We start from the raw sequence: 15,268 nt of genomic DNA on the forward strand, positions 1-15,268 counted from the left end.
AGCCCGCCGGACGACACCAAGATGCGTGTCGAAGCGGCTCCGGTGCGCAAGCGGTGGACGAAGAGTTCTCATATGGACAATCAACGCAATATCATCCTCGCGGCAGTTTTGTCGCTCGGCGTTCTCTTTACGTGGCAGGCGCTTGTTGTGCAGCCGCGCATCGACCGTGAGCGGGCTATTGCCGAACAATTGGCCGCCCAAAACCCGCAGTCAGCCCAGCCAGTCACCCCCGTGGCACCCGCTGACGGCGCAACACCGGGTGTGCCAGCGGCACAGCCTCCAGCCTCTTCTGGCGCAAACGCTGTGCCCGGTGCCAGCGCAGCACAGGCTGGTCAGGCAGATGTTCCCCGCCTAGCGCTGAAAAGCGATAAGCTCGAAGGTTCGATCAATCTGCGTGGTGGCCGCATCGATGATTTGCGGTTGATGGAATACCGCGTAACGATTGACGAAGATTCTGAAAAAATCCGCTTGCTGGCTCCCTCCAGCAACCCCAATGGCTATTTCGCCGAATTTGGATTCTCACCCGACCCCGCGCTGGGCGCATTGCCGGGGCCGCAAACCATTTGGGCGCAACAGGGCAGCGGCGATCTTACTCCGCAAAACCCTGTCACGCTGACCACGACAAACGAGCAGGGCCTGACGTTCACCCGAATAATTGCGGTCGATAACGACTACATGTTTACCGTGACTGATAAGGTCAACAACGGCACGGGCGCTGCTGTCGCATTGAAGCCCTATGGCCGTATCGCGCGTTTCGGCGAGCCTGAAACTGCGGGCATTTATGTCCTCCATGAAGGCATGATTGGCGCGGTTGGCGAAGAAGGTCTGGACGAAATCGACTATGACGACGTCAAAGAAGAAGGCTTGATTCAGCGCCAGCCCGCAACGGTTGGTTGGCTCGGCATTACTGATAAATATTGGGCGACATCGCTTATTCCAGAGGGCACGTTCACAGCCGCCTATCGCTATGTTGTCGATCAGCGACCCTTCTATCAAACGGAATACATCGGAGCGCCGCTGACCATTAACGCTGGCGGTGAAGCAACGACAACGGCGCGGTTCTTTGCAGGTGCCAAAAAGGTTTCGACCATCGACGCTTATGCCGAACAACTGAACCTGCCGCTTTTCGACAAGATCATTGACTGGGGCTGGTTCTACTGGCTCACTAAACCGCTCTTTCAGGTGATGCACTGGATTTACGGCATCGTTGGCAATTTCGGCGTCGCCATTTTGATTGTCACCGTCTTGATCAAGATTGCCTTCTTCCCGCTGGCTAACAAGTCCTACGCGTCCATGGCAAACATGAAGAAAGTGCAGCCGCAACTCACCGCCATTCGCGAGCAATACGGCGACGACAAAGCCGCGCAGCAGAAAGCGATGATGGAGATTTATAAGAAAGAGAAGATCAATCCAGCCGCCGGTTGCTGGCCGGTTCTCATTCAGATTCCCGTCTTCTTCGCGCTCTATAAGGTGATCTACGTCACCATCGATATGCGCCATGCGCCATTTTTCGGCTGGATCAACGATCTCTCCGCGCCGGACCCAACGTCGATTTTCAATCTCTTCGGTCTTTTGCCGTTCGACGTGCCGTTGTTCCTGATGATTGGCGTGTGGCCGTTGCTCATGGGCATCACAATGTTCATCCAGATGCAGATGAACCCCGCCCCACCGGACCCCACACAGCAAATGATCTTCAAATGGATGCCCGTTCTGTTCACCTTCATGCTGGCAACGTTCCCGGCAGGTTTGGTGATCTATTGGGCGTGGAACAACTTCCTGTCGATTCTCCAGCAAGGCACGATCATGAAGCGCCAAGGCGCCAAGATCGAATTGTGGGACAATCTCAAGGGAATGTTCGCTGGTAAGAAGAAGGAGGCGAGCTAGAAGCAGTAAGCTTCGGCACGCCTGCTATCATCTCACATAAACCAATCTTTATGTCCTTGCGCCCCGTGGCAAGCCCTGCTAAAGGGGCGGCAACGGTCGCTGTTTGTGTGCGCGGCTCTCCCTTCCCAGTTTCAAGGAGGCCCAAATGGCCGAAAACGATTACATCGTAAAAGACATTGCGCTGGCCGAATATGGCCGCAAAGAACTCGACATCGCTGAAACCGAAATGCCGGGCCTGATGGCTTTGCGCGAAGAATTCGGCGCTGAGAAGCCGCTCAAAGGCGCTCGCATTGTTGGTTCGCTCCACATGACCATCCAGACAGCCGTTCTCATCGAAACGCTGACGGAACTGGGTGCAGACGTTCGCTGGGCATCGTGCAACATCTATTCAACGCAAGACCACGCAGCCGCTGCGATTGCCGCCGCTGGCGTTCCTGTTTTTGCAATCAAAGGTCAGACACTGGAAGAGCATTGGGACTATCTCGATAAATCCTTCCTGTTCGACGAGGGCCCGAATCTGATCCTCGACGATGGCGGCGATGCAACGCTTTACGTTCTGCTCGGCGCCCGCGCAGAGGCCGGTGAAGAAATCATCCCCGTGCCGCAGTCGGAAGAAGAAGAAGCCATCAAGGCACAGATCAAGAAGCGCATGGAAGCCTCGCCCGGCTGGTTTACCAAGACACGCGACCAGATTGTTGGTGTCTCTGAAGAGACCACAACAGGCGTTCACCGTCTGTATGAACTGGTCGAAAAGGGCGAGCTGCCCTTCCCCGCGATCAACGTTAATGACTCCGTCACAAAGTCGAAATTCGACAACAAATATGGCTGTAAGGAATCGCTGGTTGACGGCATCCGCCGCGCGACCGACACCATGATGGCCGGTAAGACCGCAGTTGTCTGCGGCTATGGCGATGTGGGCAAAGGCTCGGCAGCCTCGCTTCGCGGCGCCGGTGCTCGCGTGAAAGTGACAGAAATCGACCCGATCTGCGCGCTTCAGGCAGCGATGGATGGTTTTGAAGTTACAACGCTGGAAGATTGCGTCAAAGACGCCGACATCTTCATCACAACGACAGGCAACAAAGACATCATTCGCATCGAACACATGCGCGAGATGAAAGATATGGCGATCGTCGGCAATATCGGCCATTTCGACAACGAAATTCAGGTCGCCAATCTGCGCAACCTGAAAATGACCAACATCAAAGACCAAGTAGACATGTACGAAATGCCATCCGGCAATCGCATGATCCTGCTCAGCCAAGGCCGCCTGCTGAACCTCGGCAATGCGACCGGCCACCCGTCTTTTGTGATGTCGGCATCGTTTACCAACCAGGTGCTCGCTCAAATCGAGCTTTGGACCAAAGGCGACGAGTACGAAAACAAGGTCTACATCCTGCCCAAGCATTTGGATGAGAAAGTCGCCCGCCTGCATTTGGAAAAAATCGGCGTGAAACTGACCGAATTGGCGCCCGAACAGGCTGATTATATTGGCGTCACTGTCGAAGGCCCCTACAAGCCAGAGCACTATCGCTACTAAGCTACAGCCATTTTCTCACCCCGGCGGAATGTCGGGGTGAGAAAGCGCATTGATGCGCATGTCGTTAACCGCGCGTTAACCTCTCTTTACCCAAAGTAAACAGTGCAATTGATTGTGCCTTTTACCTCGCGCCGGATTCCTGTCTGGGGTAAGTTGGGCGCGAATCGGCAACGGTTTCCGTTTGTTTGGGGAAGCAGGCGGCATATTCGAAGATACAGCGATATACGGGTCCAGGGGAGTGATGTGTCGGGCCACATGGTGAAGGGCACCAATGGCGACCGATAGTCCAAATTTCAAACGACCCAAGCGCAGTTTAGCCGCTGCAGCGGTCTTGTCGCTTTGGACTACGAGCTCCTTGGCGCAGGCCCCTCAAGAGCCGTTCTCCATCTACACAGCGTTTCCAAAACTGGCTGATCCCGGTGGCGTGATCACATTTGCCATCGTGTGCGGCGCATTTTCCTTTGCAATGATGGCGGCCACTTGGCTGATCCGCGAGCGCCGCCGTCTGGAAAAAGAACAATCGGCACTCGGCCTTGAGCTGGCCGACTTAAAATCGCGCCACGAGCGCGCCCAAGCGCTTCTTGATGTGCCAGACCAACGCGTGATCATCTGGAGCAATTGGGACGAACAACCGGTCTCTCGCGGGACATTGCCTGAAATGGCAGGCACACCCCGCGATATCGCTAGCTTCATCGACTTTGAAAGCTGGATGAACCCGGCCTCTGTTACCTCGTTCATGCAGGCTGTTGCGCGGTTGCGCGAACGTGCTGAGGGCTTCGATCTGACGGTCGATTCTCGTGATGGTGGTATTCTGGAAGTGCAAGGCCGTGCTTCCGGCTCGCACGCCTTTGTCCGTTTCATCGCCCTTTCCGGCGACCGTGCCGCTTTGGCGAGCCTTGAGGCGCAACATACGCGCATGTTGCAAACCACAGACTTGATGCGCGCCCTGCTGGAATCTGTACCAATGCCGGTTTGGCTGCGCGAGGACGGTGAGACGATTTCTTGGGCCAACCGAGCGTATTTGCAAGCGGTTGATGCAGAAAGCCTTGATACAGTCTGCGAGCACTCTATTGAACTTCTCGATGCTGCGCAGCGCGAAGAGATCGCAAGCCAGCGCAAGCAAGATAAAGTTCACGCCTTTGCCCGTTTCAACGGCCGTATGCCTGCCACCCTTTCGGGTGATCGTCGCACGGTGGATGTAAATGAGGTGACATATGGCAATGGGTCTGCAGGCATGGCCGTGGACATGAGCGAGGTTGAGCAGATCAAATCCAGCCTGCGCCGCACCACAGATGGCCATGCGCAGACAATGAATCAATTGGCGACCGCCGTTGCAATTTTTGACGAGCAGCGTCGACTGACATTCTTCAACCAAGCATTCCAAGACCTGTGGAAGCTCGACGACCGCCAACTGAGCGGCGAACCGGACAATGCCACTTTGTTTGATACCCTGCGCGCCGAAGGCATGTTGGCCGAACAGCCGGATTGGTCGAAATGGCGCAATGGTCTGCTGAAGGTCTATTCCGACACGCAACCGCAAGAGCATTGGTGGCATCTGCCCGACAACCGCACCTTGCGCGTCATCGCCAACCCCCATGAGCAAGGCGGCGTGACATGGGTGTTTGAGAACATCACTGAGAAACTGGAGATGGAAAGCCGTTACATTGCGCTGACTCAGGTTCAGGGTGAAACGCTCGATCACCTAACAGAAGCCATCGCTGTGTTTGCCTCCGATGGGCGCTTGAAGCTGTCAAATCCATCGTTCCAAAACTTATGGAACCTTGCGGATGAAGAAGTGGCCGCCGGCACGCTGATTTCTCAGATCGCCCACCATTGCATCCGCTCCAGCGCGAATGATGGCGCGTGGCAACGGCTTGTCACAGCAGTTACAGGCGTTGACGACCGCCGCACAGCAATTGAAGGGCGCATGATGAACGCGCTTGGCAACACGCTCGACTATGCGATGGTGCCTCTTCCCAACGGTCAAAACATGATCAGCTTTGTTGACGTTACCGCCAGCGTAAACATGGAAACCGCACTGACCGAGCGCAACGAGGCGTTAACAGCGGCGGAACGTTTGAAGAATGCTTTCATCGAGCACGTCTCCTACGAATTTCGTGCGCCGCTCACCAATATCATCGGCTTTACCGATATGCTTGCAGAAGAAATTCATGGACCACTGAACGATAAGCAAAAAGAATATGTCGGCCACGTTGCATCATCATCGTCGGTGCTCCATTCGCTGGTTGATAACATGCTCGATCTTGCAACAGTGGATGCCGGCATCATGCAGTTAGAACTGGATACGATAGATTTGCGCGAAACTTTGCGCGGTGCGGTTGCAAGCGTCCGCGATCTGCTACGCGAAACCGGTGTGCGTTTACACATGCGTGCGCCGCCGGAACCGGTTAGCTTCGTTGGTGATTCCACCCGCATTCAGCAAATTTTGTTCAACCTGCTCAACAACGCCGTGCGTTTTTCGCCGGAGGGCAGCGAGATTAAGCTCGAGGCCAGCGACGATATTGAAAGCGTGACCATCCGTATCAGCGATGCAGGACCGGGCATTCCAGAAGACAAACGCGATGCGATTTTTGAGCGCTTTGAAGCAAAGGCTCATTCTGGTGCCAGCCGCGGCGCAGGACTCGGTCTTGCCATCGCCCGCTCGTTGGCCGAACTGCATGGTGGAACGATACAGCTTGATGAGGGCGTAACCGAAGGCGCAAGTTTTGTGTGCCGCTTTCCCAAAAAACCAGCAGAACTCGCAGCAGCGGCGGAGTAGTTTCTGTGTTGGCAAAGACTGATCTCACCATTGAACTTGCCGACGAGCGGGCCACCGCACAATTTGGTGAAGACTTGGCTCTAGCGCTTCGTTTGGGTGATCTGGTGACGTTGTCAGGGGACTTGGGTGCTGGCAAAACCTCGCTCGCCCGCGCCCTCATCCGTGCTGCTGCGGACGATGCCGAACTGGAAGTGCCAAGTCCAACATTCACGCTGATGCAACCCTATGAAAATCTCCATTTTGGCGCGCTGGCCCATTTTGATCTCTACCGTTTGGTCGATCCGCGAGAGTTGGATGAACTCGGCCTCGACGACGCCCTCGCCAAGGGCGTCGCGCTGGTTGAATGGCCCGATAAGGGCGCGATTGCCAACAGCGACGCCACGCTTGCAATTCGCTTGGAAGTGCGGGACGACGACAGCAGACTTTGCACGATCAGCGGCAATGCGGCGGCACTGGAACGTCTTGGACGCTCTCTTGAAATTCGTCATTTCCTTGATGCAAATGATAGACCCGCAGCCCAGCGGCGCTTTCTGACCGGTGATGCGTCCACCCGTTCTTACGAGACGATACGCCATGGTGATGGCCCATCAATCATCCTGATGAACGCCCCGCCGCAGCCCGATGGTCCGCCCATTCGCGATGGCAAACCCTACAGCCAGATAGCCCATTTGGCGGAGGATATGACGGCCTTTTATGGCGTTCAGAAAATCCTCACCGACGCCGGATTTCGGGCACCACAAATCCATGTTGCCGATCTGGAAGCCGGAATTCTGCTGATCGAAAATTTGGGTGTAGGCGCGATTGTAGACGAAAACCGCAATCCGATCTCCGAGCGCTATGAAGCGTCAATCGACATGCTGGTTGCATTCCATGCCAACGCCATTGCCCACGAAGCAGGATTGCCGGATGGCACGAAATATTCCGTACCGCCCTACGATGGCGAAGCTCTTGCGATCGAGGTTGATCTGTTGCCGCAATGGTATGCTGAGCACGCTCTCGGCAAACCCTTATCTGCGGCAGCCTATAACCGTTTTACCGCCATTTGGGCTGGCCTGATCGAGCGGCTTGAAAGTGCCGAGAAGCACTTGGTCCTGCGCGATTTTCACTCGCCAAACATCATCTGGCGCGGTGATGCCAAAGGCAGCGATCGCATCGGCTTGATCGATTTCCAAGACGCGGTGATTGGCCCAAGTGCCTATGACGTAGCAGCCCTTGCACTGGATGCCCGTGTGAACGTGAGCGAAGAATTGGAAAGCAGCCTTGCGGATCGCTATTGCAGTGAACGCACTAGACTTGGCGCGTTTGACGAAGGGGCTTTCCGCGCCGCCTACGCAATTATGGGCGCGCAGCGGGTAACCAAAATTCTGGGTATCTTTGTTCGCCTTTCGAAGCGCGACGGGAAGCACAGCTACCTTGCCCATCTGCCGCGAATGGAAGATTATCTCGCTCGCACCCTGCGCCATCCGGCTTTGGCCGAATTGAAAGCGTGGGTGGATGAAGAACTGGCCGGAGGTCGCCCGAGCTAATGCCCCAAACGTTCCCAATAGATGAAGCCTTTTTGTTGGCTGCTGGCCTTGGCACCCGCATGAAGCCGATCACGGACACGATCCCCAAGCCTTTGGTACAGGTTGCGGGCGTAACTCTGCTCGATCACGCGCTCAACGCACTCGATAAAGGTGGTGTGAACCACACCGTCGTCAACGTCCATTATCTGGCCGACCAAATTGAGGCTCATTGTGCCAAGCGCACGGCACCGCGCATCACCATTTCAGACGAACGCGCAGAACTGCTCGATTCTGGTGGTGGGGTGGTAAATGGGTTGAACCATTTCGCTTCCGATACAATTTTCGTGCTGAACGCAGACTCGTTTTGGGTCGACAATTCACGTTCAAATCTCACAATGCTGCGCGATACGTGGGATCCGGAGCGCATGGATATGCTCATGTTGTTGGCAGAGCGCGAAAGCGCTATCGGCTTTGATGGACCCGGCGATTTCTTCCAAAACGATGCAGGCCAGCTTACGCGCCGGGGCGAGGCGGAAACCGCCCCTTTTGCGTATGCTGGTGCTTTCATCGTGAAGACTGAATTGTTCGACGGAATCGCCGAACCGGCCTTTTCCCTCAACCGCCAATTTGATGACGCCCTCTCTCGTGGTCGCCTGTTCGGCCAAGTGCTCGACGGTTTGTGGCTGCATGTGGGCACGCCCGACGCGATCCCTGAAGCCGAGGCGGCAATTGCCCGCACACAGGCAGCATGAGCGAATTCGAACGGTCTCGAAGCGTTGTTTCCATTCCACCGGGTGCTTCGTTTCTTCCCACGCTGGTTGATGCGCTGATCCATGGACGGTTGATCGACGGCTTCCACCCCGGCCACGACCCGCTTGCTCTGGCTGACGCTACGATCTGGGTACCGACCCGTCGCGCCGCACGGGCGCTGGCAACGGAATTTGTCAGCCGTCTGGACGGCCAAGCCGCTTTGCTGCCTTCTATTCGCGCTTTGGGCGATGTGGATGAAGACGGCTATTTTTTTGAAAGAGACGGTGATGGTGCCAACTATTCAGCCTTGTTAGCGCAAGAGCCTATCGGCTCTCTAGAACGCCAGACCGTTCTGGCACAAATGATTTCGGCTTGGAGCGATTCGCTCAACGACGCCCAGCGGGAAATCTATTCTGGTCAAGAAATCCTGATGCCCGCCTCCTTCGCTGATGCCGCATGGTTCGCCCAAGATCTCGCGCGACTGATGGATATGGTTTCTACCGAAGAGGTTGACTGGGAAGCCCTTGATGATCTGGTGCCCGATGAGCGCGGTTATGCCGATTGGTGGAAATTGACGCTCGAATTTCTCAAAATCGCAACCAAGGCCTGGCCCAGTTATCTGAACGAGCGCGGTGCCGTGGATGGCGCAAGTCTTCGTGCGACATGGCTGCGTGCGCAGGCCGAAATCTATCGCTCTAAGGGTTCGCGGGGTCCAGTGATTGCGGCGGGTTCCACGGGTTCAATACCTGCGACTGCAGACTTGCTCGACACCATTGCCCACATGCCCAACGGCGTCGTTATCCTGCCGGGTCTAGACCGCACGATGCATGACGAAGATTGGGCCAAAGTCGATCTGCCCGACAACGATCGAGACGATGGCGGCACGGCACCGGGGCATCCGCAATATGGTTTGAAACGGCTAATCGACCGCTTGGGCAAGACCCGTGCCGATGTGGTTTATCTCGGCGGGGCGGACGACACCGGCATAGGCTATGCGCGTGTCCGTGAAGAGATCGTCTCTGCTGCTCTGCTGCCTTCCACGGCGACGGGCAAATGGTCGGTTCTTCATGAAACTTTTTCTGACGAACAGCGCGAACGAGCATTCGAAGGCATAGCGCTTGTCGAAGCGCCGGGCGAACGCGAAGAAGCGTTGGCGATTGCTCTCGCCTTGCGCGAAAAGGTGGAAAATCCCGCGCACACCGCCGCTTTGGTGACGCCTGACAGGAATCTTGCCCGCAGGGTTGCTGTCGAGTTGCGTCGTTTTGGGTTGGACGTGGATGACTCTGCCGGTCAACCTTTGCGCAACCGTGCCCACGGAGCGTTTGCCCGCCTCGTGTTGCAGGTGGCCTTTACCCCTGCTGATCCCAGCGCACTGGTCAGCCTTATCAAACATCCCCTCGCCTTGTTTGGTGCAGAAACGGCCCGTGCTCGCAACGCAGCCCGTATGTTGGAGCTTTCGGTTCTGCGTGGCGCGGTGCAGCCGCCTGTGCCGGGAACACTTGCCGCCCGTCTGGCGAAAATCAAAAACCTGCACGAGAACAAAAACAAAGGCGACGACGAAGAACGCGCGCCTTGGCCTGTCTCCCGGTTCACCGACGAAGACTGGGACGATGCGGGCTGGTTGGCGGAGCAGATCGACACCATTTTCGCACCGCTCACAACCACAACTTTCGCAGAGCATACAAGGCGCACAATCGCTCTCATCGAAGCGTGTGGTGCAGACGAAGAGCAAAGCCTCAAGCACCTCTACAAAGATGAAGAGGGAACTGCGCTGTGCGCTTTTTTGACCGATCTCGCCGATCAGATGGATGCGACCGAGTTGGACCCTGTCGAATGGCCGGATGTTTTCGATGCCTTTTTAGCCAGCCGTGTTGTGCGCCCCAATGGCGGAACGCATCCGCGCGTGTCGATTCTTGGTCCGCTCGAAGCGCGGTTACAGACCTATGATCGCGTGGTTTTGGGTGGGTTGAACGAAGGCTCTTGGCCGGCTTCCGCACGAAACGACCCGTTTCTTTCGCGCCCGATGAAAGCCGAGCTCGGCCTACCCCCGCCGGAGCGGCGTACCGGTTTGGCCGCCCACGACTTTCAGATGCTGTTGGGCATGGAAGATGTGGTCCTCACCCGATCTATTCGCACCGACAACGCACCAACCATCGCATCGCGATGGCTTCAACGCTTACTAATCGTCGGGGGCAATTCGGTGGAGCGGGCGGTTGTCCAGGCAGGTCGATCATTCCTCGATTGGACCATGCAAATTGACGAACCCGCTGGCCCACCCGTTCCAGCGCCGCGCCCCGCGCCTGTGCCCCCGCTCGCCAAGCGCCCCAAGCGCATGAGCGTGACCGAGGTGGAGACTTGGGTGAACGATCCTTATGCGATCTACGCGAAGAAAATTCTCCATTTGCAGGCGCTGGACCCTCTTTCTCGTGATGCCGATGCCCGCGAGAAAGGCACTTTGTATCATTCCATCTTTGAAGACTTCATCCGTGAATATCCGCGGATAGAAGACCCGCTCAAGGCTCAGCAGGCTTTGCGCGAAATTGCTGATCGCCGGTTTTCTTCTAGCATCGTGCCGTTAGAGATCGCTGCACTCTGGCGGCCCCGCTTTGATGTGATCGGTGAGCAATTTATTGATTGGCACAACAGCTATCGTGCGGACGTGAAGAAGTTCCACATTGAGCTCCACGCTCAGCTGGAGATAGACGGTTACGGGTTCACCTTGTCCGGCCGCGCAGACCGCATTGATGTGAAACTCGATGGCACGCTTGCGATTTTCGATTATAAGACGTCCGGCAATCCAAGCGCGGAGAACGCCCGAAAACTCTATTCGCCGCAATTGCCGTTGGAAGCTGCAATGGTCGCGCGCGGTGCCTTTAAAGCCGTTGGCGCAAGGCAAACATCATCGCTGGGTTATATCCGTCTGCGGCCCGCCAAAGAGTTGAAGATAGATCTTCTTGAAGGAAAAGATGAGACCTCACACGAACTTGGCGAACGGGCATGGGAGCAATTGCTTGCGCTGATCACAGCCTATGCCGACCCGGCAAAGCCTTATGTTTCTAAAGCCCGTATCCACAAGGGCCGTCAATTTGAGAGCTCTTACGACCACGTCGCCCGTGTGCGCGAATGGGCCTATTCGAGCGACGAGGATGGAGCATGAGCGAACTTTTCAAGCTCATCCCCGACGAGACGCTAAGGCAACAGGCGCTGGCGTCAAACCCCGATCTGTCCGCTTGGGTGTCCGCCAATGCCGGCTCGGGCAAGACCCATGTTCTGGCCAATCGCGTGGTGCGGCTGTTGCTTCAGGGCGTAAATCCGTCACGCATTCTGGCGCTGACATTTACCAAGACCGCCGCTGGCGAAATGGCCAAGAGGGTGTTCAAAACGTTGGGCGAATGGTCGGTGATGGATGATGATAAACTGCGCGAGCAATTGGTGCGGCTGCAAGGCCCCGACATTCGGCCAGCAGATGTTCTCTACGCCCGCACGTTGTTTGCCCGTTCTCTGGAAACGCCAGGTGGACTGAAAATCCAAACCATCCACGCTTTCTGCGAGGCTCTGCTGCACCAGTTTCCGTTGGAGGCCAATGTGGCGGGCAACTTCACGGTGCTTGATCCGGCTGACGAGAGTGCCTTGATGGAAGAGGCACGGCGCTGGGTGATACTACGCGCCGAAAGCGGCAACGCGCCGGACTTGGCTGATGCGTTCGCAGCCATCATGGCTTTTGCCAGCGACCATGCCATCGGCAATGTGATGGATGAACTGGTCTCGCGCCGCGAGGAAATTCTTGGTTGGCTTGACGCTGCGGGCGGTGCACAGCAGGCAGAACGTGCGACACGCCGCGCTATGAATGTGGGCCCGGATGAGACGGCTGATGACGTTCGCCGCCGCGTTTTGAATGGCTTGCCATTGAGTGACGACGAATGGCGCTCGCTCGCAAATACCGCCGCAGACAATGCCAAACAGCCTGCGGGCGAAATGCGCTTGGCAAACAACATTCGCGCTTATCTAGGCACTGACAACCTAGAGGACCGTTATAGAGCCTTGTGCGCCGCTCTTCTCAAAAAAGACGGTGAACCCTTTGCCAAGGGTTCGATTGTTTCAAAACGGATCGGTGATGCGATTCCGCACATTCGCGAGACATTATTGGCTGTTGCCGGTCAATTGAGCCAAGGCAATGTGTTGCTTCGCACACTTGCCCAGATCGTCGAGACAAAGAACCTCATGGTTCTTGGTGAAGCGATGTTGAAACGCTATCGCCAGCTGAAGCGCAGCCGAGGACAGCTGGATTTCAACGACCTGATTGCCCGCACTGCTGATCTGCTGCTGCGCAAAGAGGCGCGCGCTTGGGTGCTTTATAAACTCGATCTTGGCATCGACCATGTTTTGCTGGACGAGGCACAGGACACGAGCCCGCAACAATGGTCGATCGTGAATGCACTTGTTGAGGAGTTTTTTGCAGGCGAAGGTGCAAGTGGCCCCCACCGCACAATCTTCGCTGTGGGTGACGAGAAGCAGTCCATATATTCCTTCCAAGGCGCACGACCTCAGAGTTTCTCTGATCAGCGGCGCCTGTTCCAAAAGCAAGCAACGGGTGCGGGAAAGATATTCCAACCCGCTAAACTCAATCTGTCGTTTCGTTCCACTCCGGATGTGCTGAATGCTGTCGATAAGGTTTTTGATGAACCGTCCAACCGGGAGGGTTTGACCTCCGATGGAAGCTATGACGGCCACACAGCCTTGCGCAGCAAAGCGCCGGGCTGCGTCGAGATTTGGGATCGAATTGAAGGCGATACGCTGGAAGTGCCGACCGACTGGACTGCGCCGATGGGCGATGACGGCAAGCCTCATCAATCGGTTCAACTTGCCGAAGCCGTCGCTCAACAGATCGCCGATTGGATTGCCCGCAAAGAGTTGATCTATCCTCGCGACACCGACAACCAACCGCGCCCGATTACGGCCGGCGACATCATCGTTCTGGTCCGTTCGCGCGACACGTTCATCCCCGCGCTCTCCCGCGCCTTGAAAGAGCGAGCCATCCCTGTTGCAGGTACGGACAGGCTGGCGGTGACCGACCACATCGCGGTCAAAGACATGATCGCGCTCGGCAATGTGATGCTCACGCCGCAAGACGATCTGTCGCTTGCCGCCCTGCTGCGCAGTCCGCTTTTTGACGTGTCCGAAGATGATCTGATGGAACTGGCGCTCAATCGGCATGACGAGCAAACATTATTTGAATCACTCGAAATGGAAGCAACGAGAGCCGACGGGCCAAAGCCCGCATTCGCACAGGCGCACCGTCTGCTCACCCGTTGGATGGAACGGGCGGACGCCATGCCTGTCTATGAATTCTACGCCAGAATTCTGGGCGATGATCGGGGTCGCCGCAAGCTCTATGCTCGGTTAGGGCCGGAGGCAGAGGATGTTCTGGATGCTTTCCTCGCGCTCGCCCTAAAACACGAACAATCGGGCCTGCCGGGCCTTCACGGTTTTCTTGAAGCGCTCGAAATGGGCAATGCGGAACTCAAGCGCGAATTGGCCGAAGGGCGTGGCGAAGTTCGGGTGATGACCGTGCACGCAGCCAAGGGCCAGGAAGCGCCCATCGTTTTCCTCGTCGATAAATCATCTGAAGCCTACATCGCTCAAAACCGTCCCGCGCTCTATCGCATTGGTTCCGAAGACGATTCTGACCCGCGCCGGGCATATGTTTGGGCGCCCTCGAAAAGCGATCATGGCGCAATGTCCGCCGCTGCAGAAGCTCGCGTGAAAGAGCTCGCTGAACAGGAATACCGTCGCTTGCTCTATGTCGGAATGACCCGCGCCGAAGACCGCCTGATCCTGTGCGGCTATAAATCCAAGGGCCGCAATCCAATGCCCAACTGGCACGCGATGGTGAAAGAGGCGCTTGCCGATGATCTCGAGGAGGTTGAAGGGCTGAACCCGGAAATTCCGGTCTACCGGATGACATCTGATTTGAAAGCGGACAGCAGCACGATTGTCGAGAAAAAGCTGAAATCGGCCATCCCCCGTACCGCACTTCCGGCCTGGATGGGTCACCGCATGCCGCGTGAACGTGCGCTGCCCCGTCCTCTTGCCCCGTCTGGCGCGCAAGCATTGATCGAAGAGCATCTGGCGCAAGACGAAGCGTTTCCTTCCGTGCTGGAAGGTCTGGAGCAGGAAGAATCGCCCCAAGCACCCTTCGCGCGGCGACGGGGAACGGCCATCCACAAATTGTTGCAGGTCTGGCCTGATCTCGATGCCGAAGGGCGATTCGAGAAAGCCAGCGCCTATCTTGCTGCCGCCTTGCCGGAAGCCACGCCCGTGCAAACTGATGCCATGCTGAAAACCATCGTAGACGTGGTGGAAAACCCCGATTTCGCCCAATGGTTCGACCCGCGCAGCAGCCGCGCAGAATTGCCCGTCATGGGCCGTATCGACTTGGCGTCCGGACCGCGCCCGGTATCGGGAACCATCGACAGGCTCGCGGTTTGTGATGATCACGTCATGCTGCTCGATTTCAAGACCGGCACCCATCCGCCGCAAACCGTGGAAGATGTTTCCCCCGATTACGTCACCCAAATGGCGCTCTATCGGGCGTTGGTTTCGCGTATTTACCCTCAAAAGCCCGTTCGGGCAGCCCTCATCTGGACCCATGCGCCGCAAGGACCGCGTCTGATGGAATTGCCCGCCGACGCGCTGGATGCGGCTCTCGCCATACTCACTGCACTGTGATGCCGACTTCGCCTTGACCCGCCATACCGCGCTCCCTACGTTCCGCCCGAACGAGGATACCAAACCGATTCCCTCTGCATAAAG

Annotated in this window: 7 protein-coding genes; all 7 read left to right on the plus strand. The window is 56.7% G+C overall.

The window, feature by feature from the left end:
- The first annotated feature begins 72 nt into the window (after window positions 1-72).
- The 7 genes from yidC to addA all read left to right on the plus strand — a co-directional run bounded on the left by yidC (window position 73) and on the right by addA (window position 15,184).
- On the plus strand, window positions 73-1,884 hold the full coding sequence (yidC, locus tag ACFQ14_RS10795; protein ID WP_377212739.1) for a membrane protein insertase YidC: 1,812 nt from the start codon (window positions 73-75) through the stop codon (window positions 1,882-1,884).
- Between the two features lie 145 nt (window positions 1,885-2,029).
- On the plus strand, window positions 2,030-3,421 hold the full coding sequence (gene ahcY, locus ACFQ14_RS10800) for an adenosylhomocysteinase (RefSeq protein ID WP_377212740.1): 1,392 nt from the start codon (window positions 2,030-2,032) through the stop codon (window positions 3,419-3,421).
- Window positions 3,422-3,776: 355 nt separating this feature from the next.
- Window positions 3,777-6,200, plus strand: coding sequence for a sensor histidine kinase (locus tag ACFQ14_RS10805; RefSeq protein WP_377212741.1), 2,424 nt, complete (start codon window positions 3,777-3,779; stop codon window positions 6,198-6,200).
- An 8-nt stretch (window positions 6,201-6,208) separates the two neighbouring features.
- Window positions 6,209-7,726: a tRNA (adenosine(37)-N6)-threonylcarbamoyltransferase complex ATPase subunit type 1 TsaE gene (gene tsaE, locus ACFQ14_RS10810; RefSeq protein ID WP_377212742.1), complete on the plus strand. Its 1,518-nt coding sequence runs from the start codon at window positions 6,209-6,211 to the stop codon at window positions 7,724-7,726.
- A complete protein-coding gene (locus tag ACFQ14_RS10815) occupies window positions 7,726-8,457 on the plus strand; it encodes a nucleotidyltransferase family protein (protein WP_377212743.1) in 732 nt (243 codons plus the stop codon). The genes tsaE and ACFQ14_RS10815 overlap by 1 nt, the downstream gene beginning before the upstream one ends.
- The gene (gene addB / locus ACFQ14_RS10820; protein WP_377212744.1) at window positions 8,454-11,612 is read left to right on the plus strand and encodes a double-strand break repair protein AddB; all 3,159 of its coding nucleotides are present in this window, start codon (window positions 8,454-8,456) and stop codon (window positions 11,610-11,612) included. The genes ACFQ14_RS10815 and addB overlap by 4 nt, the downstream gene beginning before the upstream one ends.
- The gene (gene addA / locus ACFQ14_RS10825; protein WP_377212745.1) at window positions 11,609-15,184 is read left to right on the plus strand and encodes a double-strand break repair helicase AddA; all 3,576 of its coding nucleotides are present in this window, start codon (window positions 11,609-11,611) and stop codon (window positions 15,182-15,184) included. Before addB ends, addA begins: the two co-directional genes overlap by 4 nt.
- Window positions 15,185-15,268: the final 84 nt, after the last annotated feature.

Source organism: Pseudahrensia aquimaris (assembly GCF_042676045.1).
GTDB classification, from domain to species: Bacteria; Pseudomonadota; Alphaproteobacteria; order Rhizobiales; family Rhizobiaceae; genus Pseudahrensia; species Pseudahrensia aquimaris.